Origin of the sequence: Polaromonas sp. CG_9.7 (assembly GCF_015752205.1) — a bacterium.
Classification (GTDB): Bacteria; Pseudomonadota; Gammaproteobacteria; order Burkholderiales; family Burkholderiaceae_C; genus Polaromonas.
This window is the reverse complement of record NZ_JADOVG010000008.1, coordinates 56,593-82,710: the sequence shown is the minus strand read 5'-3', so window position 1 is coordinate 82,710 and position 26,118 is coordinate 56,593. Positions and strand designations below refer to the sequence as shown.

Annotated in this window: 33 protein-coding genes; 26 read left to right on the top strand and 7 right to left on the bottom strand. The window is 58.2% G+C overall.

Features of this window, described 5'->3' with window-relative positions; translation table 11 throughout:
• Positions 1-28: 28 nt before the first annotated feature.
• The 3 genes from IWX87_RS10005 to queA are packed head-to-tail and all read right to left on the bottom strand — an operon-like array spanning position 29 to position 1,744.
• On the bottom strand, positions 29-427 hold the full coding sequence (locus IWX87_RS10005; protein WP_196863379.1) for a type II toxin-antitoxin system VapC family toxin: 399 nt from the start codon (positions 425-427) through the stop codon (positions 29-31).
• Between the two features lie 5 nt (positions 428-432).
• Positions 433-648 carry an AbrB/MazE/SpoVT family DNA-binding domain-containing protein gene (locus IWX87_RS10000; protein WP_196863378.1) on the bottom strand — a complete coding sequence of 72 codons (216 nt, stop codon included), beginning with the start codon at positions 646-648 and terminating at the stop codon, positions 433-435.
• Positions 649-658: 10 nt separating this feature from the next.
• Positions 659-1,744 (bottom strand): tRNA preQ1(34) S-adenosylmethionine ribosyltransferase-isomerase QueA, encoded by a 1,086-nt coding sequence (gene queA, locus IWX87_RS09995; RefSeq protein ID WP_196863377.1) that lies wholly within the window; start codon positions 1,742-1,744, stop codon positions 659-661.
• A gap of 17 nt (positions 1,745-1,761) precedes the next feature.
• Here queA and recG point away from each other — a divergent pair, with 17 nt between their 5' ends.
• The 5 genes from recG (at position 1,762) to ubiA (ending at position 7,370) form a co-directional block, all read left to right on the top strand.
• Positions 1,762-3,909, top strand: coding sequence for an ATP-dependent DNA helicase RecG (gene recG / locus IWX87_RS09990; RefSeq protein ID WP_196863376.1), 2,148 nt, complete (start codon positions 1,762-1,764; stop codon positions 3,907-3,909).
• 112 nt (positions 3,910-4,021) lie between these two features.
• Positions 4,022-4,525, top strand: a complete 504-nt coding sequence (locus IWX87_RS09985) for a hypothetical protein (protein WP_196863375.1) — start codon at positions 4,022-4,024, stop codon at positions 4,523-4,525.
• A 230-nt stretch (positions 4,526-4,755) separates the two neighbouring features.
• Entirely contained in the window at positions 4,756-5,712 is a 957-nt protein-coding gene (locus IWX87_RS09980; RefSeq protein WP_196863374.1) for a LysR substrate-binding domain-containing protein, read from the top strand.
• A 111-nt stretch (positions 5,713-5,823) separates the two neighbouring features.
• The gene (locus IWX87_RS09975) at positions 5,824-6,348 is read left to right on the top strand and encodes a Dps family protein (protein WP_196863373.1); all 525 of its coding nucleotides are present in this window, start codon (positions 5,824-5,826) and stop codon (positions 6,346-6,348) included.
• 164 nt (positions 6,349-6,512) lie between these two features.
• The gene (gene ubiA, locus IWX87_RS09970; protein WP_370583860.1) at positions 6,513-7,370 is read left to right on the top strand and encodes a 4-hydroxybenzoate octaprenyltransferase; all 858 of its coding nucleotides are present in this window, start codon (positions 6,513-6,515) and stop codon (positions 7,368-7,370) included.
• Positions 7,371-7,485: 115 nt separating this feature from the next.
• Here ubiA and IWX87_RS09965 read toward each other — a convergent pair whose 3' ends face one another.
• From IWX87_RS09965 to IWX87_RS09950, 4 genes are all read right to left on the bottom strand, one after another.
• On the bottom strand, positions 7,486-7,713 hold the full coding sequence (locus IWX87_RS09965; protein ID WP_196863371.1) for a hypothetical protein: 228 nt from the start codon (positions 7,711-7,713) through the stop codon (positions 7,486-7,488).
• A gap of 257 nt (positions 7,714-7,970) precedes the next feature.
• Positions 7,971-8,810, bottom strand: coding sequence for a pyrroline-5-carboxylate reductase (proC, locus tag IWX87_RS09960; protein WP_196863370.1), 840 nt, complete (start codon positions 8,808-8,810; stop codon positions 7,971-7,973).
• A gap of 94 nt (positions 8,811-8,904) precedes the next feature.
• Complete coding sequence (glpK, locus tag IWX87_RS09955) at positions 8,905-10,398, bottom strand: glycerol kinase GlpK (RefSeq protein ID WP_196863369.1); 1,494 nt, start codon at positions 10,396-10,398, stop codon at positions 8,905-8,907.
• Between the two features lie 39 nt (positions 10,399-10,437).
• A complete protein-coding gene (locus IWX87_RS09950; RefSeq protein ID WP_196863368.1) occupies positions 10,438-11,205 on the bottom strand; it encodes a DeoR/GlpR family DNA-binding transcription regulator in 768 nt (255 codons plus the stop codon).
• 172 nt (positions 11,206-11,377) lie between these two features.
• Here IWX87_RS09950 and IWX87_RS09945 point away from each other — a divergent pair, with 172 nt between their 5' ends.
• From IWX87_RS09945 to rpsK, 21 genes are all read left to right on the top strand, one after another.
• A complete protein-coding gene (locus tag IWX87_RS09945) occupies positions 11,378-12,454 on the top strand; it encodes an ABC transporter ATP-binding protein (RefSeq protein WP_196863367.1) in 1,077 nt (358 codons plus the stop codon).
• Between the two features lies 1 nt (position 12,455).
• The gene (locus IWX87_RS09940; RefSeq protein WP_196863366.1) at positions 12,456-13,532 is read left to right on the top strand and encodes an ABC transporter ATP-binding protein; all 1,077 of its coding nucleotides are present in this window, start codon (positions 12,456-12,458) and stop codon (positions 13,530-13,532) included.
• The gene (locus IWX87_RS09935; protein WP_196863365.1) at positions 13,529-14,422 is read left to right on the top strand and encodes a carbohydrate ABC transporter permease; all 894 of its coding nucleotides are present in this window, start codon (positions 13,529-13,531) and stop codon (positions 14,420-14,422) included. Before IWX87_RS09940 ends, IWX87_RS09935 begins: the two co-directional genes overlap by 4 nt.
• The gene (locus IWX87_RS09930) at positions 14,415-15,227 is read left to right on the top strand and encodes a carbohydrate ABC transporter permease (RefSeq protein WP_196863364.1); all 813 of its coding nucleotides are present in this window, start codon (positions 14,415-14,417) and stop codon (positions 15,225-15,227) included. The genes IWX87_RS09935 and IWX87_RS09930 overlap by 8 nt, the downstream gene beginning before the upstream one ends.
• Positions 15,228-15,239: 12 nt before the next feature.
• Positions 15,240-15,548 (top strand): DUF2160 domain-containing protein, encoded by a 309-nt coding sequence (locus IWX87_RS09925; RefSeq protein ID WP_196863363.1) that lies wholly within the window; start codon positions 15,240-15,242, stop codon positions 15,546-15,548.
• A 107-nt stretch (positions 15,549-15,655) separates the two neighbouring features.
• Complete coding sequence (locus tag IWX87_RS09920) at positions 15,656-17,386, top strand: ABC transporter substrate-binding protein (protein ID WP_196863362.1); 1,731 nt, start codon at positions 15,656-15,658, stop codon at positions 17,384-17,386.
• 133 nt (positions 17,387-17,519) lie between these two features.
• Positions 17,520-19,109 (top strand): glycerol-3-phosphate dehydrogenase/oxidase, encoded by a 1,590-nt coding sequence (locus IWX87_RS09915; RefSeq protein WP_196863361.1) that lies wholly within the window; start codon positions 17,520-17,522, stop codon positions 19,107-19,109.
• Positions 19,110-19,554: 445 nt separating this feature from the next.
• Positions 19,555-19,923, top strand: coding sequence for a 50S ribosomal protein L14 (rplN, locus tag IWX87_RS09910; RefSeq protein ID WP_007869247.1), 369 nt, complete (start codon positions 19,555-19,557; stop codon positions 19,921-19,923).
• 12 nt (positions 19,924-19,935) lie between these two features.
• Positions 19,936-20,256 (top strand): 50S ribosomal protein L24, encoded by a 321-nt coding sequence (gene rplX, locus IWX87_RS09905; RefSeq protein ID WP_196863360.1) that lies wholly within the window; start codon positions 19,936-19,938, stop codon positions 20,254-20,256.
• Positions 20,257-20,258: 2 nt separating this feature from the next.
• On the top strand, positions 20,259-20,798 hold the full coding sequence (gene rplE / locus IWX87_RS09900) for a 50S ribosomal protein L5 (RefSeq protein ID WP_196863359.1): 540 nt from the start codon (positions 20,259-20,261) through the stop codon (positions 20,796-20,798).
• A gap of 9 nt (positions 20,799-20,807) precedes the next feature.
• On the top strand, positions 20,808-21,113 hold the full coding sequence (rpsN, locus tag IWX87_RS09895) for a 30S ribosomal protein S14 (protein ID WP_036806703.1): 306 nt from the start codon (positions 20,808-20,810) through the stop codon (positions 21,111-21,113).
• Between the two features lie 18 nt (positions 21,114-21,131).
• Positions 21,132-21,527 carry a 30S ribosomal protein S8 gene (gene rpsH / locus IWX87_RS09890; protein ID WP_196863358.1) on the top strand — a complete coding sequence of 132 codons (396 nt, stop codon included), beginning with the start codon at positions 21,132-21,134 and terminating at the stop codon, positions 21,525-21,527.
• A 24-nt stretch (positions 21,528-21,551) separates the two neighbouring features.
• On the top strand, positions 21,552-22,085 hold the full coding sequence (gene rplF, locus IWX87_RS09885) for a 50S ribosomal protein L6 (RefSeq protein WP_196863357.1): 534 nt from the start codon (positions 21,552-21,554) through the stop codon (positions 22,083-22,085).
• An 11-nt stretch (positions 22,086-22,096) separates the two neighbouring features.
• Complete coding sequence (rplR, locus tag IWX87_RS09880) at positions 22,097-22,462, top strand: 50S ribosomal protein L18 (RefSeq protein WP_196863356.1); 366 nt, start codon at positions 22,097-22,099, stop codon at positions 22,460-22,462.
• A 17-nt stretch (positions 22,463-22,479) separates the two neighbouring features.
• The gene (rpsE, locus tag IWX87_RS09875) at positions 22,480-22,998 is read left to right on the top strand and encodes a 30S ribosomal protein S5 (RefSeq protein WP_011799766.1); all 519 of its coding nucleotides are present in this window, start codon (positions 22,480-22,482) and stop codon (positions 22,996-22,998) included.
• A 13-nt stretch (positions 22,999-23,011) separates the two neighbouring features.
• Positions 23,012-23,194, top strand: coding sequence for a 50S ribosomal protein L30 (rpmD, locus tag IWX87_RS09870; RefSeq protein WP_029526393.1), 183 nt, complete (start codon positions 23,012-23,014; stop codon positions 23,192-23,194).
• Between the two features lie 66 nt (positions 23,195-23,260).
• Positions 23,261-23,692, top strand: a complete 432-nt coding sequence (gene rplO, locus IWX87_RS09865) for a 50S ribosomal protein L15 (protein ID WP_029526392.1) — start codon at positions 23,261-23,263, stop codon at positions 23,690-23,692.
• Positions 23,693-23,711: 19 nt separating this feature from the next.
• Positions 23,712-25,019: a preprotein translocase subunit SecY gene (gene secY, locus IWX87_RS09860; RefSeq protein ID WP_196863355.1), complete on the top strand. Its 1,308-nt coding sequence runs from the start codon at positions 23,712-23,714 to the stop codon at positions 25,017-25,019.
• Positions 25,020-25,105: 86 nt separating this feature from the next.
• On the top strand, positions 25,106-25,219 hold the full coding sequence (gene rpmJ / locus IWX87_RS09855; protein WP_028820150.1) for a 50S ribosomal protein L36: 114 nt from the start codon (positions 25,106-25,108) through the stop codon (positions 25,217-25,219).
• A 25-nt stretch (positions 25,220-25,244) separates the two neighbouring features.
• A complete protein-coding gene (gene rpsM / locus IWX87_RS09850; RefSeq protein ID WP_029526390.1) occupies positions 25,245-25,610 on the top strand; it encodes a 30S ribosomal protein S13 in 366 nt (121 codons plus the stop codon).
• Between the two features lie 13 nt (positions 25,611-25,623).
• On the top strand, positions 25,624-26,028 hold the full coding sequence (gene rpsK, locus IWX87_RS09845) for a 30S ribosomal protein S11 (RefSeq protein WP_036806693.1): 405 nt from the start codon (positions 25,624-25,626) through the stop codon (positions 26,026-26,028).
• Positions 26,029-26,118 lie beyond the last annotated feature (90 nt).

Sequence of the window (26,118 nt, the reverse complement as noted above, 5' to 3'; positions counted from 1 at the left end):
GATAAAAAAAGTTAAAGCGCCGTGGCCGTCAAGGCTGGTCCTTGGCAAAAAATTTCACGCCCGGTAGCCCCTTAAAGTGCGCTTCCTGGGTCCAGAACTGGGCGCCACGAGTTTGCGCCGTGGCATAGATTAGGCTGTCGGCCATCGGCAGCCCATTGGCAGCGGCATTGAGCGCCAGGTTCAAGGTTATATCCACCACCTGGCCTTCGCGCATCAGCGCTGCGGCCTGGTTCGCATGCGCCAGGCCAAACTCGCGCAATGCGACCTTGTATACCTCATAAATGGTGATGACCGGAACGACGAGCGCGGTCGTGTTGCCGATGACCTCGGCATAAAGTTCGGCGCGGGGTGAATTGCTGAAATATTCCAGCCAGCACGACGAATCGAGAACGACCGGCGCAACCCGTGCCGCTTTGTTGACCGCCATGCGGCTCAGAACCGCTCGGGTTCGGTGGGCACGTCGGTGCTGGACAGGCCAGACAGCAGGCCCCGGCAGTCCGAGGCCGACTTGACCGGCACCAGTTGGATCACACCATTAACCTCGAACACGCTCATGCGGGTGCCGGGCTTGATGCCGCCGGCTTCACGGATTTCACGCGGAATGACAACTTGGTACTTGGGCGAGACAATGACGGTCTGGTTTTGCATATCGATGATTTTATCGTACAACGGACAAGGAGTCGATATCGTAGGTGTTGCAGGGAGTACGCTCCAGCAGCATGGCGTCGCCATAGCTGAAGAAGCGGTAGCGCTGTTCGATTGCATGCCGGTACAGCCCCATGATGTGTTCATAACCCGAAAACGCGCTGACCAGCATCATCAAGGTGCTTTTGGGCAGGTGGAAGTTGGTCAGCAGCACATCGACGACCTGGAACTCGAAACCCGGCGTGATGAAGATATTGGTGTCGTCGCAATCCGGGCCGAACCTGGCGGCGGATTCGAGCGCCCGCACCGTCGTCGTGCCCACCGCCACCACGCGTCCGCCACGCGCCTTGCAGGCGGCAATCGCCTCGTGCGTAGCCTGCGGCACCTCGAAGCGTTCGAAGTGCATGACGTGGTCCGCGATCTGCTCGGCCTTGACCGGCTGGAAGGTACCCGCACCGACATGCAGCGTGACGCTGGCGCGGGCAATGCCGCGCGCCTCCAGCTTTTCCAGCATGGCCTCATCGAAATGCAGCGCAGCGGTCGGCGCGGCCACGGCGCCAGGGTTTTTGGCAAAGACGGTCTGGTAACGCTGCTCGTCATCCGCCGAATCGGTGTGGGTGATGTAGGGCGGCAGCGGCACATGACCGAATTGCGCCATCAGCGCATACGGGTCGCTGCTGAACCGCAAACGGTACAGCGGCCCGTGCGCCTCGGGCCAGCGGCCCAGCAGCGTCGCGGTGAAGCCGCCATCCATCTGCAGCACCGCGCCGGGCAGGGGCTTTTTGCTGACCTTCATGTGCGCCGCCACCTCATGGCCGGCGTCAGAATGGGGCGAGAGCACCCGCTCGATCAGCAGTTCCAGCTTGCCGCCACTGGCCTTTTGTCCGAACAGCCGCGCCTTGACCACCTTGGTGTCGTTGAACACCAGCAGGTCGCCAGGCAGCAGCAACCCGGGCAGGTCGGCAAAGCGGCGGTCGGCGACAGTGCCGCCCCGGCCGTCGAGCAGGCGCGACGCGCTGCGCTCGGCAGCCGGGTGCTGGGCAATTAATTCGTCGGGGAGTGTGAAATCAAAGTCACTGAGGCTGAAATTCTTCTTCATGGAGGCACAATTGTCCCATGACGCAACCGGCTGCTCCCGCCCCTGAAAAGGCCCCGAAAACCGCTGTGCTTGCGGCCGCTGCGGCGGGCCGGCCTGCCGCCAAAGTGCAAGCCAAGTCGCCAGCGCAAAAAGCCCTGGACAAGCTCGGCCTGCGCCGCGACATCGACCTGGCCCTGCACCTGCCGCTGCGCTACGAGGACGAAACCCGCATCGTGCGACTTGTGGATGCCCGTGACGGCGAAGTGGTGCAGTTTGAAGGCGAGGTCGTGCACAGCGAAATATTGATCCGCTCGCGTCGGCAGTTGCTGGTCACGGTCGATGACGGCAGCGACACCTGCGTGCTGCGCTTTCTCAATTTTTATCCATCGCACCAGAAAACGCTCAGCGTAGGCGCCCGGGTGCGGGTGCGGGGCGAGCTGCGTGGCGGCTTTCTGGGCCGCGAGATGATGCATCCGCACTTCAAGCTGGCCGGTGGCGAACTGCCGGGTGCGCTGACACCCGTGTACCCGACCTCGGCCGGGTTGCCGCAGGTGTATTTGCGCAAGGCGGTGCTCGGCGGGCTGGCGCGTGCCGACCTGCAGGAAACGATTCCCACGGAGTTTTTAAGTAAAAACATGCCTTTGCGCTTGTCCAGCCTGCGTGAGGCGCTACAGTTTTTGCATCATCCCACGCCGGATGCGGCGCTGCAGACGCTGGAAGACCGCAGCCATCCGGCCTGGCAGCGGCTGAAGGCCGAGGAACTGCTGGCGCAGCAAATCTCCCAGTTGCAGGCCCGGCGCGTGCGGGCTGCCATGCGCGCGCCAGCCCTGAATGGCTTGGCGATGCGCGGCACCCACTGCACGCTGCAGGCGCAGTTGCTGGAACGCCTGCCGTTTCGCCTGACCGGCGCGCAGCAGCGGGTCGGCCTGGAGATCGAGGCCGACCTCAAAAAGCGCATTCCCATGCATCGCCTGCTGCAGGGCGACGTGGGTTCGGGCAAGACCGTGGTGGCGGCGCTCGCGGCGGCCCGCTGCATCGACGCCGGCTGGCAGTGCGCGCTGATGGCGCCGACCGAAATCCTGGCCGAGCAGCATTTCAGCAAGCTCATCAGCTGGCTCGAACCCTTGGGCATCACCATCGCCCGGCTCAGCGGCAGCCAAAAACCCAAGGAGCGCCGGCAGATGCTGGCGCTGATTGAAAGCGGCGCGGCCGGGCTGGTTGTCGGCACCCATGCGGTGATTCAGGACAAGGTGGTGTTCAAGAACCTGGCGCTGGCCATCATCGATGAGCAGCACCGCTTTGGTGTGGCCCAGCGCCTCGCCCTGCGCAGCAAGATGTCGGGCGGCGGGCAAGAGCCGCACCTGTTGATGATGACCGCCACGCCGATTCCACGCACGCTGGCGATGAGTTACTACGCCGACCTCGACGTGTCCACGCTCGACGAGCTGCCGCCCGGCCGCACGCCCATCGTCACCAAGGTGGTCAACGAGGCCCGGCGTGACGAGGTCGTGGCGCGCATCCAGGCGCAGATTGCCGAAGGCCGGCAAATCTACTGGGTCTGTCCGCTGATCGAGGAAAGCGAGTCGATGGACCTGGTCAACGCCACGCAGACGCATGCGGCGCTCAGCGAGGCGCTGCCCGATGTGCTGGTCGGGCTGCTGCATTCGCGCATGCCGCCGGCCGAAAAAAAGGCCGTGATGAGCCTGTTCACCGACGGCGTGATGGCAGTACTGGTCAGCACCACGGTGATCGAGGTCGGCGTCGATGTGCCGAATGCGTCGCTGATGGTGATCGAGCATGCCGAGCGTTTTGGCCTGTCGCAATTGCACCAGTTGCGCGGCCGGGTCGGGCGCGGCGCGGCCGCGTCGGCCTGCGTGCTGCTGTATTCGACCGGCGACGCGCCGCGGCTGGGCGAGGTGGCGCGGGCGCGGCTCAAGGCAATGGTCGAAACCGGTGACGGCTTTGAAATTGCCCGGCGCGACCTGGAAATTCGCGGGCCGGGCGAGTTCCTGGGGGCGCGCCAGTCGGGGGCCGCGATGCTGCGGTTTGCCGATCTGGAAACCGATGCCCTGCTGCTGGCCTGGGCGCGGGAGGTGGCGCCGCTGATGCTGAACCAGCATCCAGATCTGGCCGAGCGGCATGTGCTGCGCTGGCTGGGGGGGAAGGCTGAGTTTTTGAAGGCTTGAGCACTGGGCGCAGCGCGACAAGCGGCACGGGTGTCGATTCTTGAGAACCCATGCAAAAGGGTGTCAATTGACCGGTATTGAACAAGCGCTCAGCCGCCGCTACCATGCCTGCATGAAAACCCTTTTGCGCCTGTTCGCTTCGCTGCACGCCCTGATGGCCTTGCTGTTCATTGGCGCATCACTGGTGCTGATTGCCATTGCTGCAAATTCCGGCTGGCATGCCTTGGCCGGCGGCCTGGACGTTGCGGCGGCGCAGGGCATCATCGAGTCAATCGGGCTGATTGCCGTGGCTGTGGTGGCGCTGCAGATTGCCCAGACCATCGTCGAGGAAGAAGTCATCCGAGAAACCAAGGTCAGCACGCCGACGCGGGTGCGGCGCTATTTGTCGCGGTTTCTGGTGGTCATCGTGGTGGCCATGGCGGTCGAAGGGCTGGTGGCAACCTTCAAGGCCTTGCATGATGACCTGTCGCAACTTCCCTATGCCGCAAGCATACTGGTCTCGGTGGCGTTATTGCTTGCCGGCTGGGGCGTGTTCATCCAGTTCAACCGTTCCGCCGAGGAGCTGGAGCCGGAGGCGATGAAGGAAGCCAAAAGCGAGGACAAAAAGCTCGAATAATCCTTGCGGCCCGGGCAGAAGGCTGAAGGTCTTGCTGCTGGCGCCGAGGCCGGCCGTCAACAGGCTGGCAAGTGCTATTTTTTAGATAGCTGCCAGCGCATGATGCACGTGCGGTGGACGGTTATTTGGCTTGAAAACCAGGGGGTCCGATGTTTTTCAGCGCTTGAGTCGCGCCACACGGATGCTTTTTTTTTGCGCAGGCCCGACGATGAAAGCAGCACAATAGCCCCATGACGCTGACCGAACTCAAATACATCGTGGCCGTGGCCCGTGAAAAGCATTTCGGCCGGGGCGCCGAGGCCTGCCATGTCTCGCAGCCCACGCTCAGCGTGGCAATCAAGAAGCTGGAAGAAGAACTCCAGGTCAAGCTGTTCGAGCGCAGTGCCAACGAGATCACCGTGACGCCGCTGGGCGAGGAAATCGTGCGCCAGGCGCAAAGCGTGCTGGAGCAGGCCGACAGCATCCGCGAGATCGCCCGGCGCGGCAAGGACCCGCTGGCCGGTAGCCTGCGCCTGGGCGTTATCTACACCATCGGCCCCTACCTGCTGCCCGACCTGGTGAGCCAGATCATCGAAAAAACGCCCCAGATGCCTTTGATGCTGCAGGAAAACTTCACCGTCAAGCTGCTGGAAGAACTGCGCACCGGCGAGATCGACTGCGCCATATTGGCCGAGCCGTTTCCCGACACCAACCTGGCGATTGCGCCGCTCTACGACGAACCGTTCATGGCCGCCGTGCCGAGCAGCCACGCGCTGGCCGCGCGCAGCAGCGTGACCGCCGAGGAGCTGAAGAAGCAAACCCTGCTGCTGCTGGGCACCGGCCACTGCTTTCGCGACCATGTGCTGGAGGTGTGTCCCGAGTTCGCGCGCTTTTCCAGCAGCGCCGAGGGCATCAGCAAGAGCTTTGAAGGCTCGTCGCTGGAAACCATCAAGCACATGGTGGCTGCCGGTATGGGCATCACGCTGGTGCCGCGCCTGGGCGTGCCCAAGGCGGCGCTGGCGCTCAGCGGGCAGGACACGTCGGCTGAGCAGCCTTCGTACATTCGCTACCTGCCGTTCGAAGGCCATGTGCCGACGCGGCGCGTGGTGCTCGCCTGGCGCCGCAGTTTTACCCGCTACGAAGCCATTGCCGCGCTGCGCAACGCAATTTATGCGTGCGAACTGCCGGGCGTCATCCGCCTGTCCTGAAAGGGTGCGCATGCGCACGACCTATTGCGCGCATAGACCTTGACTGTTGCAAAGTTAATGTCGATTGCGTATGGTTATCCATCTCCCGTTGACTTCTAAAGGAAAAAAATCATGGCCAAATCTCCCGCAAAAACCATTGTCAGTGCATCTGTTCGAGGCGCGCCGGCCATCAGTATCGGCATCAGCGACAAGGACCGCGCTGCGATTGCGCAGGGCCTGAGCCGCTTGCTGGCGGACACCTACACGCTGTACCTGACGACGCACAATTTCCACTGGAACGTGACCGGGCCGATGTTCAACACGCTGCACACCATGTTCATGACGCAGTACACCGAGCTGTGGAACGCGGTGGACCCGGTGGCAGAACGCATCCGCTCGCTGGGTCATCCGGCGCCGGGCTCGTACGCCCAGTTCAGCAAGCTGGCCACGGTGCCCGACGCGCCCGTCACGCCGCCCAAGGCGCTGGAAATGGTGCGCATTCTGGTGCAAGGCCACGAAGCGGTAGCCCGCACGGCACGCGAGTTGTTTCCCATGGCCGACAAGGCCAGCGACGAGCCAACCGCCGACCTGCTGACCCAGCGCATGACGGTGCATGAGCAAACCGCGTGGATGCTGCGTTCGCTGCTTGAGGAATAACCCGAAACATGAGAGCTGATCGGCACGCCGACGCGCCGCCCCAAGCCAGTACAGCTCCCGCAGCGGGTGCCAGGGCTCCCTCCCCACGCCAGCAGGGGCCGCGCAACCGGCTTGGCCGGGCTGCAGGCGCAGCAGCCCCCTCGGGGGGCCACGCTTTACACGAAGTGAAAAGCGTGGGGGCCTTGTACTTGCAGTTGATTCGCTGGAACCGGCCGGCCGGCTGGCTGCTGCTGCTGTGGCCGACCCTTTCCGCGCTGTGGGTGGCATCGCAGGGCTTTCCGGGCTGGCACCTGATCACCGTGTTCACGCTGGGAACGTTTTTGATGCGCAGCGCAGGCTGCTGTGTCAACGACGTGGCCGACCGCGAGTTTGACCGGCATGTCAAGCGCACGGCGCAGCGGCCGGTGACCACCGGCGCGCTGTCGGTCAAGCAGGCGCTGGCACTGGGCGCCGTGTTGGCGCTGCTGGCGTTTGGCCTGGTGCTCACCACCAATGCCGCCGCGATTGCGTGGTCGTTCGCTGCGCTGGCCGTCACGCTGGCCTACCCGTATGCCAAGCGCTATGTGGCCATGCCGCAGGCGGTGCTGGGCGTGGCGTTCAGCTTCGGCATCCCGATGGCGTTTGCCGCCGTGCAGTCGCAGGTGCCGCCTTTGGCCTGGGTCTTGCTGCTGGGCAACCTGTTCTGGGTGATTGCCTACGACACCGAATACGCCATGGTTGACCGGGACGACGACCTGTTGATTGGCATGAAAACCTCGGCGATCACGCTGGGTCGTTTTGACGTGGCTGGCGTCATGTTCAGTTACCTGATTTTTATATCGATTTGGGCTTTTGCGCTTTATGCGTATGCAAAGTCAGCTATTTTTATCATAGCAATTGGCTTGGCGTTGCTGCAAGCGCTTTGGCACGGCTGGATGATCCGCAAGCGTGAGCGCGACGACTGTTTCAAGGCGTTTCGCCTGAACCACTGGTTGGGTTTCACCGTGTTTGCCGGTATCGCGCTGTCGTACTGGGGCCAATGAGGCTGTGGAGCTGGCCTGGCTGTGGCGCCACTTCACCCGTAAAAAAGCCCGCACAGCGCGGGCTTTTGCCTGATGCCAACTGGCCGGTGCAGCCAGCCATGCGGACTGTTGCAGATCAGGCGGCTTTCGGGGCCATTTTGGCTTTTGCCTTGGTTTTGGCATGCTTGGCCTTGTGCTTGACGACCGCCTTGGTGTGCTTGGCTTTGGCGGCTGGCGTAGCCATGGGGGCAGCAGGCGTCACGGCAGGCGCTGCGGCCGTCTGGGCTGCGGCCGGGGTGGAAATCACAGCCAGAGGCATGGCAAGGAGGGCGGCGCTGGCAAGGATGGACAGGAATTTTTTCATGGGGTACTCCAGGGTATTTGGAAAGTCATTACGTTCGTAGGGCCGGGTCGCCTTTCAGGCGGGCTGGCGACAAAAGCTGCACGTTCGTGAATGTTTAACGTAGCCTTGCGCAGGCCGGTTGACGGGATTTTTACGATTTTTGCAATTGTTTTTGAGGCACCTGGCGCCACAGGCCAGCAGCGCAAAATGCTATGAAAAATATAGCTGAATGTACAGGCGGAAATTGCGCAAACGCCTTATTCCATGCTTGACCTGCTTCAGGCCGCGCCGAATTCATCGCCCATCTCGATGGCGCGTTGCCGTGCCGCCTGCATGGCCTGCATGAATTTTTCCTTGATGCCGCCTTGTTCCATGGCGCTGAGCGCCGCGTGGGTCGTGCCGCCTTTGGAGGTCACGCGGGCGCGCAGCACGTCAGGCGGCTCGGTGGCTTCACGGGCCAATGCCGAAGCGCCGACAAAGGTGCCGACCGCCAGCTGGTGCGCCTGCTCGCGGCTCAGGCCCATGTCGGTACCGGCCTGGACCATCGCTTCGATGAAGTAAAAAACATAGGCCGGGCCGGAGCCGGACAGCGCGGTGACGGCATCGAGTTGTGCTTCCTGCTCCAGCCATAAATAAGCGCCCGTGGTCTGCACCACGCGCTCGACGACGAGCCGGTCTTCAGTGCTGGCGGCAGGGCGGGCAAAGAGGGCGGTCATGCCCTGCCCAATCAGAGCCGGCGTGTTGGGCATGGCGCGCACCACGCGTTCGGTGCCCAGCCAGCCGGCAATGCTGTCGGAGCGGATGCCGGCGGCTACGCTCAGGTGCAGTGCGGATGCGGTATGCGCGCGGCTTTGTTCTGCGGCTTCACGAAAGGTCTGCGGCTTGACGGCCCACACCACCAGCGTTGCACGGTTCAGCGACGGGCCAGGTTTTTCGCTGACTTCAATCTGGAACTGCTGGACCAATTTGGCCCGCTGCTCGGCGAATGGCTCGACCACCTGGATATGACGGGCCGGCAGGCCGCGCTTGAGCAGCCCGCCAATGATGGCGCTGGCCATGTTGCCGCCGCCGATGAAGGCGATGGGGTCGGTGCTGCTGTCGGAGGCGTGGGGCTGCATGCGCATGGTCTCGCTAAAAAATGAGGGCGGCTTTGGAATGAAAGGGTAGAAGCCTGGCCGGGTCCCTGATTGTCGTGCAGCGTCGTTTTGCGCCTTACTGCATCACGGTTTGCCGAACCGCATGCTCCCATTGGGCCATCAGCTCGGCCGCGCGGGTGCTGCTGAGCGTCGGCCAGAAGATGCGCTCCGCTCGCCACAGGCTGGCCAGCTCGTCGGTGTTGCTGTAAACGCCGCTGGACAGCCCCGCCAGCCAGGCGGCGCCCAGGGCCGTGGTTTCGGTCACGACAGGGCGCACCACCGGAATGCCCAGCAGGTCGGCCTGGAACTGCATCAGCAGGTCGTTGATGCAGGCGCCGCCGTCCACGCGCAATTCGGACACCGGTGCTGCTCCGGCGCTGACCGCATCGCGCCCCATGGCCTGCAGCAGCGCCGCGCTCTGAAAGGCGATGCTCTCCAGCGCGGCGCGTGCAATGTGCGCCGCCGTGGTGCCGCGCGTCAGGCCGGTGATGATGCCGCGTGCCTCGGGCTTCCAGTAGGGTGCCCCCAGGCCGGTGAAGGCTGGAACCATCATCACGCCGCCCGAGTCGGGAACGCTTTGCGCCAACGCCTCGACTTCGGCGCTGCTCTTGATGGCGTTCAAACCATCGCGCAGCCATTGCACCACCGCGCCGCCGACAAACACACTGCCTTCCATGGCAAATTCGGTTTGCGCGCTGATTTGCGCCGCGCTGGTGGTCAGCAGGCCGTTGTCCGACAGCTGGAACTGGGTGCCGGTATGCATCAGCAAAAAGCAGCCGGTGCCATAGGTGTTCTTGGCCATGCCGGCCTTGAAGCAGGCCTGGCCAAACGAAGCACTTTGCTGATCCCCGGCGACGCCGCCGATAGAAATGGCATGGCCCAACAGGTCGGGGCTGACCTCGCCAAAGTGCGCACTGGAAGGATGAACGACGGGCATCATGGAAGCCGGAATGTCCAGGGCCTTGAGCAACTCCGGGTCCCATTGATTGGTGTGGATATTGAACAGCATGGTGCGCGCTGCGTTGCTCACATCGGTGGCATGCACCGTGCCCTTGGTCAGGCACCAGATCAACCAACTGTCCACCGTGCCAAACGCCAGCTCTCCGTTCTCGGCCAGTTGCCGTGCACCGCGTACGTTGTCCAGCAACCATTTGAGTTTGGTGCCTGAAAAATAGGCGTCCACCAGCAGACCCGTCTTTTGCCGGATGGTTTCGGCCAGGCCGCTTTCACGCAGGGCGATGCAGGTTGGTTCTGCGCGACGGTCTTGCCAGACGATGGCGTGGTGGATGGGCTGCCCGGTGCGACGATTCCAGACCACGGTGGTTTCACGCTGGTTGGTGATGCCAATGGCGCGCACGTCTTTCGCTTCGATGCCGGCTTTGACCAGCACTTCACGGGCAGTGGCCAATTGGGTGCGCCAGATTTCCTGCGGGTCGTGTTCGACCCAGCCAGGCTGGGGATAGATCTGGTTCAGTTCGCGTTGGGCCTGGGCCACGATATGGCCAGCGGCGTCAAATACGATGCTGCGCGAGCTGGAGGTGCCTTGGTCCAGTGCAAGTAGATAAGTCATGGTGATCGATCCGTAAATGGGCCAAAAAGGCGATGTGTTTCAGGAAGTGACAAGTTCGCAACGCACCTGAGCTTTGTCCAGCAAGGCGGAAAAGGGATCGGGCGGCAGCGCATCGGTGAACAGCCGGTCAATCTGCGACAAATGCCCGACGGCAACCATGGCCGGTCGGTTGAACTTGCTGAAGTCAGCGGCCAGCCAGACTTCGCGCGCGTGGGAGATGATGGTTTGTGACACCTTGACCTCCCGGTAGTCGAAGTCGCGCAGGGAACCGTCGTCTTCAATGCCGGAAATGCCAATGATGGCGATATCGACCTTGAACTGGGAAATGAAATCGGCAGCGGCTTCGCCGACGATGCCCTGATCGCGGCCCCGAACCACGCCACCCACCACAATGACTTCGCATTGAGGGTTGGCGCTCAGGATGATCGCCACATTGAGGTTGTTGGTGATCACCCGCAGCCCGGTGTGGTGCAAAAGGGCACGTGCCACGGCTTCCGTGGTGGTGCCAATGTTCAAAATGAGCGAGCAGTCGTTGGGCACCGCCGATGCAATTGCTTTGGCAATGCGTTTCTTGCCCTGCACGTTCAGGCTTTCGCGTTGCGGATGGGCAATGTTCTCGATCGTGGAGCTTGGAATACGAACTCCGCCGTGAAAACGCGTCAGCAAACCCTCGTCAGCCATGCGCTGAATGTCGCGGCGTACGGTTTGCAGCGTCACGCCAAGGGTGTCAGCCAAAAACTCCACCGTGACAGAGCCGTGGGCCTGAACCACGGCAAGCAGTTTGAGTTGTCTGGGGTTGGGGTTCATTCTTGTATTTTTATGCTGAAGAGGGGCTAATGAAAGGTGAATCCACTTTAAAACGAAGCAAAAGGAATTTATATGGGGTAATTACTGAGTAAAAACGAATCAAAGCGAATAATAATTTGTTGAAGCGAATATTTAATTCGGATTTCTCAATCTCTTCAGTAAAGGTGGCGCGATGCAATTGACTCTTGAGAGCATCAGCAAAAAGGTCGGGCCGCAAACGTGGTTGTACGACATGAGCCTGGCTCCCCTCAGCGGGGCGGTGACCGTGTTGCTGGGGGCAACGCAGTCTGGCAAGACCAGCCTGATGCGCATCATGGCAGGACTCGATGTGCCTTCCAGCGGGCAGGTAAAGGTTGATGGAAAGAGTGTGGTGGGCGTGCCGGTGCGGGACCGCAATGTCGCCATGGTCTACCAGCAGTTCATCAATTACCCGTCGATGAAAGTGCGCGACAACATCGCGTCGCCCCTGAAACTGCGCGGCGACAAGAACATTGACCAACGGGTACGCGAGCTGGCCGAAAAACTCCATATAGAAATGTTTCTCGATCGCCTGCCCGCCGAATTGTCAGGCGGTCAGCAGCAGCGCGTTGCCCTGGCACGTGCGCTGGCAAAGGGTGCGCCGCTGATGCTGCTTGATGAGCCCCTGGTGAACCTGGACTACAAACTGCGTGAGGAGTTGCGCGACGAGTTGACGGACCTTTTCTCGGCAGGCGACTCTACTGTGATTTATGCCACCACCGAGCCGGGCGAAGCGCTGTTGCTGGGGGGCTATACCGCTGTTCTGGATGCGGGTGAGTTGTTGCAGTACGGCCCGACGTCCGAGGTATTCCACCAGCCCAAGTCCCTTCGCGTGGCGCGAGCCTTCAGTGATCCCCCCATGAACCTGATATCCGCCAAGGCAGCGGCCTCTGGCGGCGTTCAACTGGACGCTGGACCGCTGATGCAATTGACCCTGCCGGCAACCCAATCGCAGCAGTTGACCGTTGGCATGCGCGCCGGCTCCCTGCGGGTAAAAGCGGGAGAAGGTGATGTCACCCTCATGGGCAAGGTGGAGCTGGCTGAAATATCGGGATCGGACACCTTTGTCTATCTGAAAACATCGGTGGGCGAGCTTGTGGCGCAGCTCACGGGGGTTCATTATTTCGATTGGGGTGCGCAAGTGCCCCTTTATCTCAATCCGGCACAAGTCTATGTGTTTGATGCCCAGGGGATGCTGCTGCTGTCTCCGGTGCGTGGTGGAGGACGCTGATATGGCCCGCATAGAACTCGACCTGGCGCACGCCTACAAGCCCGATCCCCAGCAGGACAGCGATTACGCGCTGCTGCCGTTGAAGATGACGTTTGAAGATGGTGGCGCCTACGCCTTGCTCGGACCTTCAGGGTGCGGCAAGACCACATTGCTCAATATCATGTCCGGCCTGGTCACCCCGTCCCAGGGGAAGGTGAATTTTGATGGCCGGGATGTGACCAGCGCCACGCCTCAGCAGCGCAACATCGCGCAGGTGTTCCAGTTTCCGGTGATCTACGACACCATGACGGTCGCACAGAACCTGGCTTTTCCTTTGCGCAACCGCAAAATGCCGAAAGATCAAATCAGCAAGCGCGTCGGTGAAATTGCCGAAATGCTGGAAATGAGCGGACAACTCAACCAGCGAGCGTCTGGCCTGTCGGCCGACGCCAAGCAGAAGATTTCGCTGGGACGCGGACTGGTGCGTCCTGACGTGTCGGCCGTCCTGTTCGATGAGCCGCTGACGGTGATTGACCCGCACCTCAAGTGGCAATTGCGTCGCAAACTCAAGCAAATTCACCATGAGCTGAAGTTGACGCTGATCTACGTCACGCACGATCAGGTGGAGGCCTTGACCTTCGCCGATCAAGTGGTGGTCATGACACGAGGCAGAGCGGTTCAGGTGGGCTCGCCGGCGGACCTGTTCGAGCGTCCGAGCCATACCTTTGTAGGGCATTTCATTGGCTCGCCAGGCATGAATTTTCTGCCAGGCGTGTCAGGCCGGAAGGGTATTGATCTGGCGGGTCAAACGCTGGCATTGCCGCCGGGGCGGACTCTGCCTGAAGGGGAGATCAAGGTCGGTATTCGGCCGGAATACGTGTCATTGGCCTCTGCGCATGCGCCCGGCGCTCTGGAAATGAAAGTGGCCCATGTGCAAGACGTCGGAACACACGTGATGTTGAGCGCCACATGCGCTGGCCGCACCGTCAAAGCGCGCCTGTCGTCAGACACCGAACAATTGACGATTGGGGCACCCATCTGGCTGAAGGTGATGGATGAACACACCTGCTTTTACAAGAATGAGGAGATTGTGCAATGAGCACCACCATTAAGCCGGTGAACCAGAAAGCGTGGTTTCTGGTTCTGCCCGTCCTGATTTGCGTTGCCTTTTCGGCCATCCTGCCGTTGATGGTCGTCGTCAACTACTCGGTGCAAGACATCATTTCACTGGACCGACGGGTTTTCGTGGGCACGGAGTGGTTTGCCGCGATCATGCGTGACGAAGAGTTGCATGGCGCGCTGCTGAGGCAGTTGATTTACTCCTTCTCGGTGTTGGCGGTCGAGCTGCCGCTGGGCGTCATGCTGGCCTTGTCGATGCCGGCCACAGGCTGGAAGGCTTCTGCGGTTCTGGTCATCGTCTCGCTTTCCTTGCTGATCCCCTGGAATGTGGTGGGCACGATCTGGCAGATCTTTGGCCGTACAGACATTGGACTCATGGGCGCCGCCCTGCAAGGCCTGGGGATTGACTACAGCTACACAGGCAACGCCACACACGCCTGGCTTACGGTGCTGTTAATGGATGTCTGGCATTGGACGCCACTGGTGGCCTTGTTGGGCTATGCGGGCTTGCGGTCAATCCCGGATGCTTATTACCAGGCTGCCAGCATCGACGGTGCGAGCAAGCTTGATGTTTTTCGCTATGTGCAATTGCCAAAAATGCGCGGTGTGCTGATGATTGCTGTACTGCTGCGCTTCATGGACAGTTTCATGATCTACACCGAACCGTTTGTGCTCACGGGCGGGGGGCCTGGCAACTCGACGACCTTCCTGTCGCAATTTTTGACGCAAAAAGCAGTGGGTCAGTTCGACCTTGGACCTGCTGCCGCTTTCTCATTGATCTACTTCCTGATCATCTTGCTGATGTGTTTTATTTTGTACAACTGGATGCAGCGCGTGGGCACCCAGGAAAAGGAGGGTGGTCATGAATAAGCCTAAGTTTCAAAAGAGGACGCTGTTCCTTATTGCCTACATCGTGTTTGCCTTGCTGCCCATCTACTGGATGGTCAACATGTCGTTCAAGACCAACAATGAAATCGTCGCAGGGTTCTCGCTGTTCCCAGACCAGTTCACCTGGAACAACTACAAAACCATTCTGACGGACCCGGCCTGGTACTCCGGGTACATCAACAGCATGATCTATGTGGCGATCAACACGGTGATTTCGTTGACTGTGGCGCTGCCGGCGGCCTATGCGTTTTCCCGGTACAGCTTCCTGGGCGACAAGCATGTTTTCTTCTGGCTGCTGACCAATCGCATGACCCCGCCTGCCGTATTTTTGCTGCCGTTTTTTCAACTCTACAGCTCAGTCGGTCTGATGGACACCCATTTGGCTGTCGCCTTGGCGCACCTGTTGTTCAACGTGCCTCTGGCGGTCTGGATTCTTGAAGGTTTTATGAGTGGCATCCCAAGGGAAATCGATGAAACGGCCTACATCGACGGCTACTCTTTCCCCCGGTTTTTCATCCGGATCTTTCTGCCCTTGATCAAAGCCGGCGTGGGCGTTGCTGCGTTCTTTTGCTTCATGTTCAGCTGGGTGGAATTGCTGCTGGCGCGCACCCTGACCAGTGTCAATGCGAAACCGATTGCCGCCACGATGACGCGAACCATTTCGGCGTCGGGCATGGACTGGGCTACCTTGGCTGCTGCCGGAGTTCTCACCATCGTGCCGGGCGCGATTGTGATTTGGTTTGTTCGAAATTACATCGCGAAAGGTTTCGCGATGGGCCGCGTCTAACAGGAGGTCGCAATGTACCAATGGATGGCATGGACCACACCCGTGGCCGTATTTTTTATCTGTATCGGGCTGATGCTGGCAGGCATGACGGTTTGGGAAATCAAATCCCCAACAATGTTGCGCAAGGGCTTTTTGCCCATGCAGACCACGCGTGGTGACCGCTTGTTCATCGGCTTGTTGGCGGCTGCTTATACCAACCTGGCTTTTGTCGGCCTGAGCGGCTGGATGGCGGAGTTTTTGCGTTTGGAGACAGACCCCTCCATCTGGATCAGCTTTATTATTTCAATGGGCCTGCTCGCACTCATCATGCGCAAGGGGTAGCCTTTGGCCCCCGCAGCAAGCACTCAAAAGTAAAGCAACGGTTTGTTTAGCCCCTGGAGCCGTTGTTGCCTTCTAAACAGGGGTTCTTTGATTTGAGGAGACTGGCAATGAAATTGAAATATTCCGTGTTGGCTGTGGCCATGGCATGCGCCGCAGCGGGTCCAGGTTGGGCCGACGAAGCGGCGGCTAAAAAATGGATTGACAGTGAATTCCAGCCGTCAACCCTGTCCAAGACACAGCAAGCGACCGAAATGAAGTGGTTCATTGATGCGGCCAAAAAGCTGCAGGCCAAGGGAGTCAAGGAGATTTCTGTTGTTTCCGAAACGCTTACTACGCATGAATACGAGTCCAAAACACTGGCAAAAGCATTTGAAGAAATTACCGGCATCAAAGTCATCCATGACCTGATCGGAGAGGGCGATGTGGTTGAAAAACTGCAAACGTCTATGCAGTCAGGCAAGTCGATTTACGACGGCTGGATCACGGACTCTGACTTGATCGGTACACATTACCGCTACGGCAAGATCATGAATTTGACCGATTACATGGCGGGCAGCGGCAAAGAGTGGACCAATCCTGGACTGGATTTGAAAGATTTCATCGGCACCAGTTTTACAACCGCCCCCGATGGCAAGCTGTACCAGTTGCCTGATCAGCAGTTCGCCAATTTGTACTGGTTTCGCGCCGATTTGTTCGAAAAGCCCGAGTTAAAAGCCAAGTTCAAAGCGAAATATGGCTATGACCTGGGTGTGCCACTGAACTGGAGCGCCTATGAAGACATTGCCGCGTTCTTTACCAACGATGTGAAAAAGATCGACGGCAAAGCCATTTATGGCCATATGGATTACGGCAAGAAGGACCCGTCACTGGGTTGGCGCTTCACCGATGCCTGGCTGTCCATGGCGGGTGCTGCCGATATTGGCATTCCAAACGGCAAACCTGTCGATGAATGGGGCATCCGCGCGTCGGCAGACGGCTGTACGCCGCAGGGCGCCTCCGTCTCGCGTGGTGGTGCAACCAACTCGCCAGCGGCGGTGTTTGCGCTAACCAAGTACGTCGACTGGATGAAGCAATATGCGCCCAAAGAAGCCATGGGCATGACCTTTGGTGAATCAGGTCCGGTACCGGCGCAGGGCGAAATCGCACAGCAAATTTTCTGGTACACCGCCTTCACGGCAGACATGATCAAACCTGGATTGCCGGTGGTGAATGCAGACGGCACGCCAAAGTGGCGCATGGCACCTGGCCCGAATGGGCCTTACTGGAAACAGGGCATGCAAAACGGGTACCAGGACGTCGGCTCCTGGACGTTTTTCAAGAACCATGACGCCAACAAAGTCGCTGCAGCCTGGTTATATGCACAGTTCGTGACCGCAAAGACAACCTCCTTGAAAAAGACGGTGGTCGGCTTGACACCAATTCGCGAGTCGGACATCCGGTCGCAGGCGATGACCGACATGGCGCCGAAATTGGGCGGCCTGGTTGAGTTCTACCGCAGCCCGGCCCGCGTGGCGTGGACACCTACCGGCACGAACGTTCCTGACTATCCAAAACTGGCTCAGCTGTGGTGGAAAAACGTGGCTGTTGCCGTAACAGGTGAAAAAACTCCACAAGCGGCAATGGACAACCTTGCGGAAGAAATGGATTCCATCATGGCGCGCCTGGAGCGGGCAGGCATGGCAAACTGCCCACCCAAGCTAAATCCCAAGAGCAATGCCAATAAATGGCTGAGCGACAAAAACGCACCTTGGAAAAAGCTTGCCAACGAGAAGCCAAAGGGTGAAACCATTGCCTACGACACCCTGCTAACAGCCTGGAAAAACGGCAAAGTCCGCTAGCACGCCGTTTGGCGAAAAACTGAGCGAAAAGGCCGTGCAAGTGTGACTTCCACGGCCTTTTCCACCAGCGACTGAGGGTAGCTCTCGCCTCTGGCTGGCAGCTCTTTGAACTTCAAATCGAATGTCTTTAACTATGTCAACTGATACATCACCCTTACCAACCGTACGGAGGGAGCTTCTTTCCCGGCTCGCCAAGCCGCATCACTACGACATCGCCATCGTGGGAGGCGGCGCCACCGGGTTGGGTGTGGCGCTGGATGCAGCGGCAAGGGGCTTCAGCGTGGTGCTCGTCGAGTCCAATGATTTTGCCAAAGGCACGTCCTCGCGATCTACCAAGCTGGTGCACGGCGGCGTGCGCTATCTGGCGCAGGGCAACGTCACACTGGTGCGTGAAGCTTTGCGGGAACGCACCACGCTGCTGGCGAATGCGCCACATCTGGCGCAGCCGTTGCCGTTTGTGATGCCTTCCTACAAATTCTGGGAAGCGCCCTTCTACGGTATCGGGTTGAAGATCTATGACGCACTGGCTGGCAAGGCGGGGCTGGGTCCGACGGCCTTTCTAAACCGGCGCGAAACCCTGGAGAGCTTGCCCACACTTGAATCCCGAGGACTGAAGGGGGGAGTGCAGTACTGGGACGGCCAGTTTGACGACGCGCGACTGGCGCTGGCATTGGCCCGCACAGCGGCACGTCAGGGCGCTCTGCTGGTCAACTATTGCGCTGTCACCCAATTGATCCACGAAGACGGCAAGGTCACCGGCTTGTGGGTGAAGGACCGTGAAACAGGCCACGTCCATGAACTGCACGCAGGCTGCGTGGTCAATGCCACCGGTGTGTGGGTGGACCGCTTGCGCTTGCAAGATGGTCAGGCGACAGGCCGGGATGCCAAGCCAATGGTCGCACCGAGCCAGGGCGTGCACATCGTGGTGGACCGAGAGTTTCTTCCGACCGACCACGCTTTGTTGATTCCCAAGACCGCTGATGGCCGTGTGCTGTTTGCCGTGCCATGGCTGGGCAAGACCATTCTGGGCACCACCGACACACCGCGCCGCGACTTGGCGCGCGAACCGCTGCCGTTTCGAGAAGAAATCGATTTTATTTTGCGCGAGTCAGCCCGTTACCTGAGCCGCGCGCCAAGCCTGTCTGACATCAAGAGCATCTGGGTCGGCCTGCGACCGCTGGTCAAGCCGGCCGATGACGATGCCGAGCGCACCAAGTCACTGTCGCGTGAGCACACTGTATTGGTCAGCAAAAGTGGTCTGGTCACCGTCACTGGCGGCAAATGGACGACCTACCGCGCCATGGCCGGCGATGTGCTGGAAAAATGCTTTGCTGCGGGATTGCTGCCTACCCGCGCCGGACTGTCGACCGACCATCTGAGGCTGGTCGGGGCGCAAGCCTCCAGCGTGCCGATCAGCAGCGCCCCTGGGTTGCATCTTTACGGCAGTGAGGCCGGCGCACTCCAGGCCATGCGCGGCGCTGACAATGATCTGGGTGGCGGTCTGAGCGAAGCCATGGTGCGCTTTGCGGCGCGCTACGAGTACGCCCGGACGGTGGAAGATGTGCTGGCACGGCGATCCCGCCTGCTGTTTCTGGATGCGGCACTGGCGCGTACCCTGGCGCCGGAAGTGGCCGGGTTGCTCCAGCAGGAGAATGGAATCGACGCACAATTGCCCTCTTTTTTAACGCTGTGCGATCAGTATTTGACAGTGCCTGCTGTTTAAATATTCTTGAAGTTGGTTAAATGCGACAGTAAACCCTGAACCCTGAACCCTGAACCCTGAACCTTGAACCTTGAATGGCGTTGTGGTGTCTGATTGCTATATTTTAAATAGCTGCTTTTCCTTGCTGACATTGCGCGAATAGCTAATTTACTTAATATTATTCATATTGCTCCCGATGCTGGCATGGTTGTTTTGTCACCCGGAGTTCAACGGCATAGATTGGTTAGGCGTCACACACAATTGCCAGGAATATTTTTACAACCACGGTTGACACTGGCTTTTACTTTGGTCATAATCGTGGGCTTCGCTCTAATAGGCGAGGAACTTCTGCCCAGCGGAAGCATTGCAAGTGGTTTGCGATGTGGACGACGGGCCCAAGACTGATTGGCAGGTGGTTTGCATTAAGCAAGCCACCAATGCTGGTGCAAGTTGGGAACCAATTTAAATGATTCAAACGCAATCCAAACTCGATGTTGCTGACAACACGGGTGCCAAGTCCGTGATGTGCATCAAGGTGCTCGGCGGATCCAAGCGCCGGTACGCCAGCGTTGGTGATGTTATCAAGGTCAGTATCAAAGAAGCCGCTCCGCGTGGCCGCGTCAAAAAAGGCGAGGTTTACAGTGCGGTGGTCGTTCGTACTGCCAAGGGCATTCGCCGCGGCGACGGCTCGCTTGTCAAATTCGACGGCAATGCAGCAGTGCTGCTCAATGCCAAGCTCGAGCCTATCGGCACCCGTATCTTTGGACCAGTGACGCGAGAGTTGCGCACTGAAAAGTTCATGAAGATCGTGTCGCTGGCTCCTGAAGTTCTGTAAGGACCCTAGGCAATGAACAAAATTCGTAAAGGCGACGAGATCATCGTGATCACGGGTCGCGACAAGGGCAAGCGCGGCACGATCACGCAGCGCGTCGATGACAGCTATGTGCTGGTGAACGGGATCAACCTGGTGAAAAAACACACCAAGCCCAATCCGCTCAAGGGCACCACAGGTGGCATTGTTGAAAAAAGCATGCCGATTCACCAGTCCAATGTCGCTATTTTCAATGCGGCTTCGGGCAAGGCGGATCGTGTTGGTATCAAGTTGTTGGCTGACGGCAAGAAAACTCGCGTCTTCAAGTCCAGCGGCGAAGAAATTAAGGCTGCATAAACATGGCACGCTTGCAAGATCAATTCCGCGAAAAAATCGCACCAGCCCTGATTGAAAAATTCGGCTACAAGACACCCATGCAGGTGCCGCGCATCACCAAGATCACGCTCAACATGGGTGTGAGCGAGGCGGTTGCCGACAAGAAAGTCATGGACAATGCTGTGGCTGACATGGCCAAGATTGCAGGCCAAAAGCCTGTGGTCACCAAGGCCAAGAAGGCCATCGCGGGTTTCAAGATCCGCGAAGACCTGCCGATTGGCTGCATGGTCACGCTGCGTGGCGTGCAGATGTATGAATTCCTCGACCGTTTCGTGACCGTGGCATTGCCGCGTGTACGTGACTTCCGTGGTATTTCTGGTCGTGCCTTCGATGGCCGCGGCAACTACAACATCGGCGTCAAAGAGCAGATTATTTTCCCTGAAATCGAGTACGACAAGGTCGATGCCTTGCGCGGACTCAATATCAGCATCACCACAACGGCCAAGACCGATGAAGAGTGCAAAGCCCTCCTCACCGCCTTCCGTTTTCCGTTCAAGAACTGAAGGCGCAAGATGGCAAAACAAGCCCTACTGCAACGTGAACTGAAGCGCGACAAGCTCGTCGCCAAGTTTGCCAAGAAGCACGCTGAACTCAAGGCAATCGCCAATGATTTCAAGCGTACCGACGATGAGCGCCATCTGGCCCGTCAGGAATTGCAAAAGTTGCCGCGCAACGCAAATCCGACGCGTCAACGCAACCGCTGTGCCATCACCGGTCGTCCCCGTGGTACGTTCCGTCAATTCGGCCTGGCTCGCGCCAAGATCCGCGAGTTGGCTTTCGCTGGTGATATCCCTGGTATCACCAAGGCTAGCTGGTAAGCAATAGGAGAACCCCAGATGAGTATGAGTGATCCTATCGCCGACATGCTGACACGCATCCGCAATGCACAAATGGTTGAAAAAGCTGTTGTGCTGGTGCCTTCGTCAAAAGTCAAAGTCGCCATTGCACAAGTTTTGAAGGATGAGGGCTACATTGATGGCTTCTCCGTCAAGGCCAACGAAGGCAAGCCCCAGTTGGAAATCGCCCTGAAGTACTACGCAGGCAAGCCCGTGATTGAGCGCATTGAGCGCGTCAGCCGCCCTGGCCTGCGTGTGTACAAAGGCCATGGCGCCATTCCCCAGGTCATGAACGGCTTGGGCGTGGCAATTGTCACAACGCCTCAGGGTGTCATGACTGATCGCAAAGCACGCGCTACCGGCATCGGTGGTGAAGTGTTGTGCTACGTGGCCTAACGGCGGCATTGAGGAGTAACTGAAATGTCTCGTGTAGCAAAAATGCCGGTTTCCATCCCCCAGGGTGTGGACGTCGCAATCAAAGAAAACCAGATCAATGTCAAGGGTGCCTTGGGCTCCCTTGCGCTGACACAAAACGCCCATGTCGTCGTCAAGAGCGAAGACGGCAAGCTGACTTTTGTGCCGGCCAATGATTCTCGTGAAGCCAATGCCATGAGCGGTACGATCCGCCAGCTGGTGAACAACATGGTCGTGGGAGTTACGACCGGTTTTCAGAAAAAGCTGAACCTGGTCGGCGTGGGTTTCAAGGCCCAGGCGCAAGGTGACAAGCTGAACCTCACCGTGGGCTATTCCCACCCTGTGGTCATGGCAATGCCTGCGGGCATCACGGTCACCACCCCGACGCCAACCGAAGTGGTCATCAAGGGTTCTGATCGCCAACGTGTAGGCCAGATTGCAGCCGAAGTGCGTGCAGTCCGTCCTCCCGAGCCCTACAAAGGCAAGGGCATCCGTTATTCGGATGAAAAAATCACAATCAAAGAAACCAAGAAGAAATAAGGAGCTGCATCATGTTGACCAAAAAAGCGCAGCGCCTTCGCCGTTCACGCCAGACGCGTATCCGCATTGCCAATCAAGGCGTTGCCCGTCTGTCCGTAAACCGTACCAATCTGCATATTTACGCCAGTGTTATTTCTGGCGACGGCACCAAAGTTCTGGCGTCCGCTTCCACGGCTGAAGTGGAAGTGCGCAATGAAATTGGCGGCTCAGGCAAGGGTGGAAATGTTGCTGCTGCGCAAGCCATTGGCAAGCGCATTGCTGAAAAAGCAAAAGCAGCGGGTGTAGAAAAAGTGGCGTTCGATCGCGCCGGTTTTGCGTACCATGGCCGCGTCAAAGCGCTGGCTGATGCGGCTCGCGAAGCTGGTTTGCAGTTCTAAGCAGACTGGAATCAAGTATGGCTAAGTTTCAAGCTAAATCGCAAAACGACGCTCCAGACGATGGTCTGAAGGAAAAAATGATCGCGATCAACCGCGTGACCAAAGTAGTGAAGGGTGGCCGTATTCTCGGTTTTGCCGCACTGACCGTGGTCGGTGACGGTGATGGTCGCGTTGGCATGGGTAAAGGCAAGTCGAAAGAAGTGCCGGCAGCCGTGCAAAAAGCCATGGAAGAAGCGCGCCGCAACATGACGAAGGTGTCATTGAAAAACGGTACCTTGCACCACAATGTATTCGGTCACCACGGTGCCGCCAACGTCATGATGGCGCCGGCTCCCAAGGGTACCGGTATCATTGCTGGCGGTCCGATGCGCGCAGTGTTCGAAGTCATGGGTATTACCGATATCGTGGCCAAAAGCCATGGCTCGAGCAACCCGTACAACATGGTGCGCGCCACCATGGACGCACTGAAAAATTCCACCACGGCCTCCGATATCGCGGCCAAGCGTGGCAAATCAGTCGAAGAAATCTTCGGCTAAGGCGGACAGTTAAATGACCCAAGAAACCAAAGTTAAAGTCAAACTGGTTCGCAGCCCGATTGGCACCCAGGAGTCCCATCGCGCCACCGTGCGCGGACTGGGCCTGCGCGGTGTCAACAGCGTCAGCGAATTACAGGACACGCCCGCAGTGCGCGGCATGATCAACAAGATCAGCTATCTGGTCAAAATTATTTGAGGCTTTGAGAGACAGGACTGGCTGCATAGTGGCCAGGTTCTTTCTCCAACGGCTTAAGGACTCATCATGGAATTGAACACAATCAAGCCCAGCGAAGGCGCTAAACATGCTAAACGGCGTGTTGGTCGCGGTATTGGCTCTGGCTTGGGCAAGACAGCTGGTCGTGGCCACAAGGGACAAAAATCCCGTTCTGGCGGTTACCACAAGGTCGGCTTTGAAGGCGGTCAAATGCCTATGCAGCGTCGCTTGCCAAAGCGCGGTTTCAAATCGCATTTGCTGAAATTCAATGCCGAGGTCACTCTCACGGCGCTGGAGCAGCTCGGCTTGGCGGAAGTTGATTTGTTGACGTTGAAGCAGTCGGGTCTTGTCGGCCAGATCGCCAAGAACGTTAAGGTGATCAACACAGGTTCGCTGTCACTTGCTGTCAAGCTCACCGGTATTTCTGCCTCGGCAAGCGCCAAAACCCTGATCGAAGCCGCTGGCGGCTCAATCGCTTAATACTTGACGGAACCAACCAGTGGCAACCAACTCAGCGCAAATTGCAAAAACCGGCAAGTTCGGCGACTTGCGCAACAGGCTTGTGTTTTTGCTGCTGGCGCTGGTCGTGTACCGTGTCGGTGCGCACATTCCGGTTCCAGGAATTGACCCCGGTCAATTGAAAGAACTATTCAAGGGCCAACAGGGTGGAATATTGAACTTGTTCAATATGTTCTCTGGTGGCGCCCTGTCAAGATTTACCGTGTTTGCCTTAGGCATCATGCCGTACATCTCGGCTTCCATCATCATGCAATTGCTCACCTATGTGGTTCCCACATTCGAGCAGATGAAAAAGGAAGGCGAAGCTGGAAGGCGAAAGATCACGCAATACACACGTTATGGAACGCTCGGGCTTGCTCTGTTCCAGTCGATGGGTATAGCCGTGGCGCTTGAAAGCTCTCCTGGTTTGGTATTGGATCCTGGTTTCGGCTTTCGCATGACAGCGGTGTTTAGCCTGACAGCTGGAACTATGTTCCTGATGTGGTTGGGAGAACAAATCACAGAGCGCGGTTTGGGCAATGGCATTTCGATTCTGATTTTTGCAGGCATTGCTGCTGGCTTGCCCAGTGCGTTGGGTGGTTTGCTTGAATTGGTTCGCACCGGTGCAATGAGCATTTTGATCGCGATTGTTATCGTGGCAGTTGTGGTGGCAGTCACCTACTTTGTGGTGTTTGTCGAGCGGGGGCAGCGCAAGATTCTTGTAAACTACGCGCGCCGGCAGGTTGGCAATAAGGTGTATGGTGGGCAGTCGTCGCATCTGCCGCTGAAGCTGAATATGGCGGGCGTGATCCCTCCAATTTTTGCCTCTTCGATTATTCTGTTACCGGCAACGGTGGTGGGCTGGTTCAGCACTGGCGAAAGCATGCGCTGGTTGAGAGACATAGCCAGTACGTTGACGCCAGGGCAACCAATTTATGTGTTGCTATATGCCAGTGCAATTATCTTTTTCTGCTTTTTTTACACGGCCTTGGTGTTTAACAGCCGAGAAACCGCGGATAACCTGAAAAAGAGTGGTGCCTTTATCCCTGGGATTCGTCCCGGCGACCAGACTGCTCGATACATAGACAAAATCTTGGTCCGACTCACACTGGCCGGTGCGGTTTACATCACATTTGTTTGTTTGCTGCCAGAGTTTTTAATTTTGAAGTACAACGTACCGTTTTATTTCGGTGGAACATCGTTGATGATTATTGTTGTAGTCACCATGGATTTCATGGCCCAGGTTCAGAACTACATGATGTCGCAGCAGTACGAGTCGTTGTTGAAAAAGGCGAATTTCAAGACGTGATGTTTTGAATCGTCCTGACGATTCACCGCGAGCACATGATGTGTTTCGTTCCAAGTAAGCACAGAGTAAAAGTTTAGGAGAAGAAAATGAGAGTTTCAGCTTCGGTCAAGAAAATTTGCCGCAACTGCAAGGTCATCCGTCGCAAGGGCGTTGTCCGTGTGATCTGTACAGATCCACGTCACAAACAGCGCCAAGGCTGATTTTTAAGAGATTTAGAGGACGCACATGGCACGTATCGCTGGTATCAACATTCCGCCGCAGAAGCACGCCGAAATCGGCTTGACTGCAATCTTTGGCATCGGCCGCACCCGCGCTCGCAAAATTTGCGAAGCGTGCGAGATCGACTACGCCAAGAAAATCAAAGACTTGACTGATGGCGACCTGGAAAAAATCCGGGACCACATTGCTCAGTTCACCATCGAAGGTGATTTGCGTCGTGAAACCACGATGAATATCAAACGCCTGATGGACATCGGCTGCTACCGAGGTTTCCGTCATCGTCGTGGGTTGCCCATGCGCGGTCAGCGTACCCGGACAAATGCCCGCACTCGCAAGGGTCCGCGCAAGGCCGCCCAGTCTTTGAAGAAATAATTGAGAGATCGTTATGGCAAAATCACCCAATAACAGCGCATCACAGCGCGTACGCAAGAAAGTTCGCAAGAACGTTGCCGATGGCATCGCTCATGTTCACGCATCTTTCAACAATACCATCATCACGATCACTGATCGCCAAGGCAACGCCTTGTCGTGGGCATCGTCAGGTGGACAGGGCTTCAAAGGTTCGCGTAAATCGACACCTTTCGCTGCTCAGGTAGCTTCTGAAGTCGCTGGCCGGGCTGCTATCGAACAAGGTATCAAGAACCTTGATGTTGAAATCAAGGGGCCTGGCCCCGGTCGTGAATCTTCTGTTCGTGCTCTGGGCGCACTTGGTATTCGAATCAATTCGATTGCCGATGTCACCCCAGTTCCACATAACGGCTGCCGTCCTCAAAAACGCCGTCGTATCTAATTTGTGCTGTTTCGCCCGGTCGCTTGCTCAGCAAACGGCCGGGCGTCAGCATTTTCACCAAGCCCACCGCCATCAGAGTTATTAACTGTG

Excerpts from the sequence above, each read along its gene's own strand:
- IWX87_RS09920 (WP_196863362.1), top strand. The coding sequence starts at position 15,656 with ATGAAATTGAAATATTCCGTGTTGGCTGTGGCCATGGCATGCGCCGCA.
- IWX87_RS09925 (WP_196863363.1), top strand. The coding sequence starts at position 15,240 with ATGTACCAATGGATGGCATGGACCACACCCGTGGCCGTATTTTTTATC.
- IWX87_RS09915 (WP_196863361.1), top strand. The coding sequence starts at position 17,520 with ATGTCAACTGATACATCACCCTTACCAACCGTACGGAGGGAGCTTCTT.
- rplN (WP_007869247.1), top strand. The coding sequence starts at position 19,555 with ATGATTCAAACGCAATCCAAACTCGATGTTGCTGACAACACGGGTGCC.
- rpsH (WP_196863358.1), top strand. The coding sequence starts at position 21,132 with ATGAGTATGAGTGATCCTATCGCCGACATGCTGACACGCATCCGCAAT.
- glpK (WP_196863369.1), bottom strand. The coding sequence starts at position 10,398 with ATGACTTATCTACTTGCACTGGACCAAGGCACCTCCAGCTCGCGCAGC.
- IWX87_RS09935 (WP_196863365.1), top strand. The coding sequence starts at position 13,529 with ATGAGCACCACCATTAAGCCGGTGAACCAGAAAGCGTGGTTTCTGGTT.
- recG (WP_196863376.1), top strand. The coding sequence starts at position 1,762 with ATGACGCAACCGGCTGCTCCCGCCCCTGAAAAGGCCCCGAAAACCGCT.
- IWX87_RS09985 (WP_196863375.1), top strand. The coding sequence starts at position 4,022 with ATGAAAACCCTTTTGCGCCTGTTCGCTTCGCTGCACGCCCTGATGGCC.
- proC (WP_196863370.1), bottom strand. The coding sequence starts at position 8,810 with ATGCAGCCCCACGCCTCCGACAGCAGCACCGACCCCATCGCCTTCATC.
- rpsE (WP_011799766.1), top strand. The coding sequence starts at position 22,480 with ATGGCTAAGTTTCAAGCTAAATCGCAAAACGACGCTCCAGACGATGGT.
- rpmD (WP_029526393.1), top strand. The coding sequence starts at position 23,012 with ATGACCCAAGAAACCAAAGTTAAAGTCAAACTGGTTCGCAGCCCGATT.
- IWX87_RS10005 (WP_196863379.1), bottom strand. The coding sequence starts at position 427 with ATGGCGGTCAACAAAGCGGCACGGGTTGCGCCGGTCGTTCTCGATTCG.
- rpsM (WP_029526390.1), top strand. The coding sequence starts at position 25,245 with ATGGCACGTATCGCTGGTATCAACATTCCGCCGCAGAAGCACGCCGAA.
- IWX87_RS09975 (WP_196863373.1), top strand. The coding sequence starts at position 5,824 with ATGGCCAAATCTCCCGCAAAAACCATTGTCAGTGCATCTGTTCGAGGC.
- IWX87_RS10000 (WP_196863378.1), bottom strand. The coding sequence starts at position 648 with ATGCAAAACCAGACCGTCATTGTCTCGCCCAAGTACCAAGTTGTCATT.
- rplF (WP_196863357.1), top strand. The coding sequence starts at position 21,552 with ATGTCTCGTGTAGCAAAAATGCCGGTTTCCATCCCCCAGGGTGTGGAC.
- rpsK (WP_036806693.1), top strand. The coding sequence starts at position 25,624 with ATGGCAAAATCACCCAATAACAGCGCATCACAGCGCGTACGCAAGAAA.
- rplE (WP_196863359.1), top strand. The coding sequence starts at position 20,259 with ATGGCACGCTTGCAAGATCAATTCCGCGAAAAAATCGCACCAGCCCTG.
- rplX (WP_196863360.1), top strand. The coding sequence starts at position 19,936 with ATGAACAAAATTCGTAAAGGCGACGAGATCATCGTGATCACGGGTCGC.
- IWX87_RS09950 (WP_196863368.1), bottom strand. The coding sequence starts at position 11,205 with ATGAACCCCAACCCCAGACAACTCAAACTGCTTGCCGTGGTTCAGGCC.
- rpmJ (WP_028820150.1), top strand. The coding sequence starts at position 25,106 with ATGAGAGTTTCAGCTTCGGTCAAGAAAATTTGCCGCAACTGCAAGGTC.
- rpsN (WP_036806703.1), top strand. The coding sequence starts at position 20,808 with ATGGCAAAACAAGCCCTACTGCAACGTGAACTGAAGCGCGACAAGCTC.
- IWX87_RS09940 (WP_196863366.1), top strand. The coding sequence starts at position 12,456 with ATGGCCCGCATAGAACTCGACCTGGCGCACGCCTACAAGCCCGATCCC.
- IWX87_RS09945 (WP_196863367.1), top strand. The coding sequence starts at position 11,378 with ATGCAATTGACTCTTGAGAGCATCAGCAAAAAGGTCGGGCCGCAAACG.
- IWX87_RS09930 (WP_196863364.1), top strand. The coding sequence starts at position 14,415 with ATGAATAAGCCTAAGTTTCAAAAGAGGACGCTGTTCCTTATTGCCTAC.
- IWX87_RS09980 (WP_196863374.1), top strand. The coding sequence starts at position 4,756 with ATGACGCTGACCGAACTCAAATACATCGTGGCCGTGGCCCGTGAAAAG.
- rplR (WP_196863356.1), top strand. The coding sequence starts at position 22,097 with ATGTTGACCAAAAAAGCGCAGCGCCTTCGCCGTTCACGCCAGACGCGT.
- rplO (WP_029526392.1), top strand. The coding sequence starts at position 23,261 with ATGGAATTGAACACAATCAAGCCCAGCGAAGGCGCTAAACATGCTAAA.
- queA (WP_196863377.1), bottom strand. The coding sequence starts at position 1,744 with ATGAAGAAGAATTTCAGCCTCAGTGACTTTGATTTCACACTCCCCGAC.
- IWX87_RS09965 (WP_196863371.1), bottom strand. The coding sequence starts at position 7,713 with ATGAAAAAATTCCTGTCCATCCTTGCCAGCGCCGCCCTCCTTGCCATG.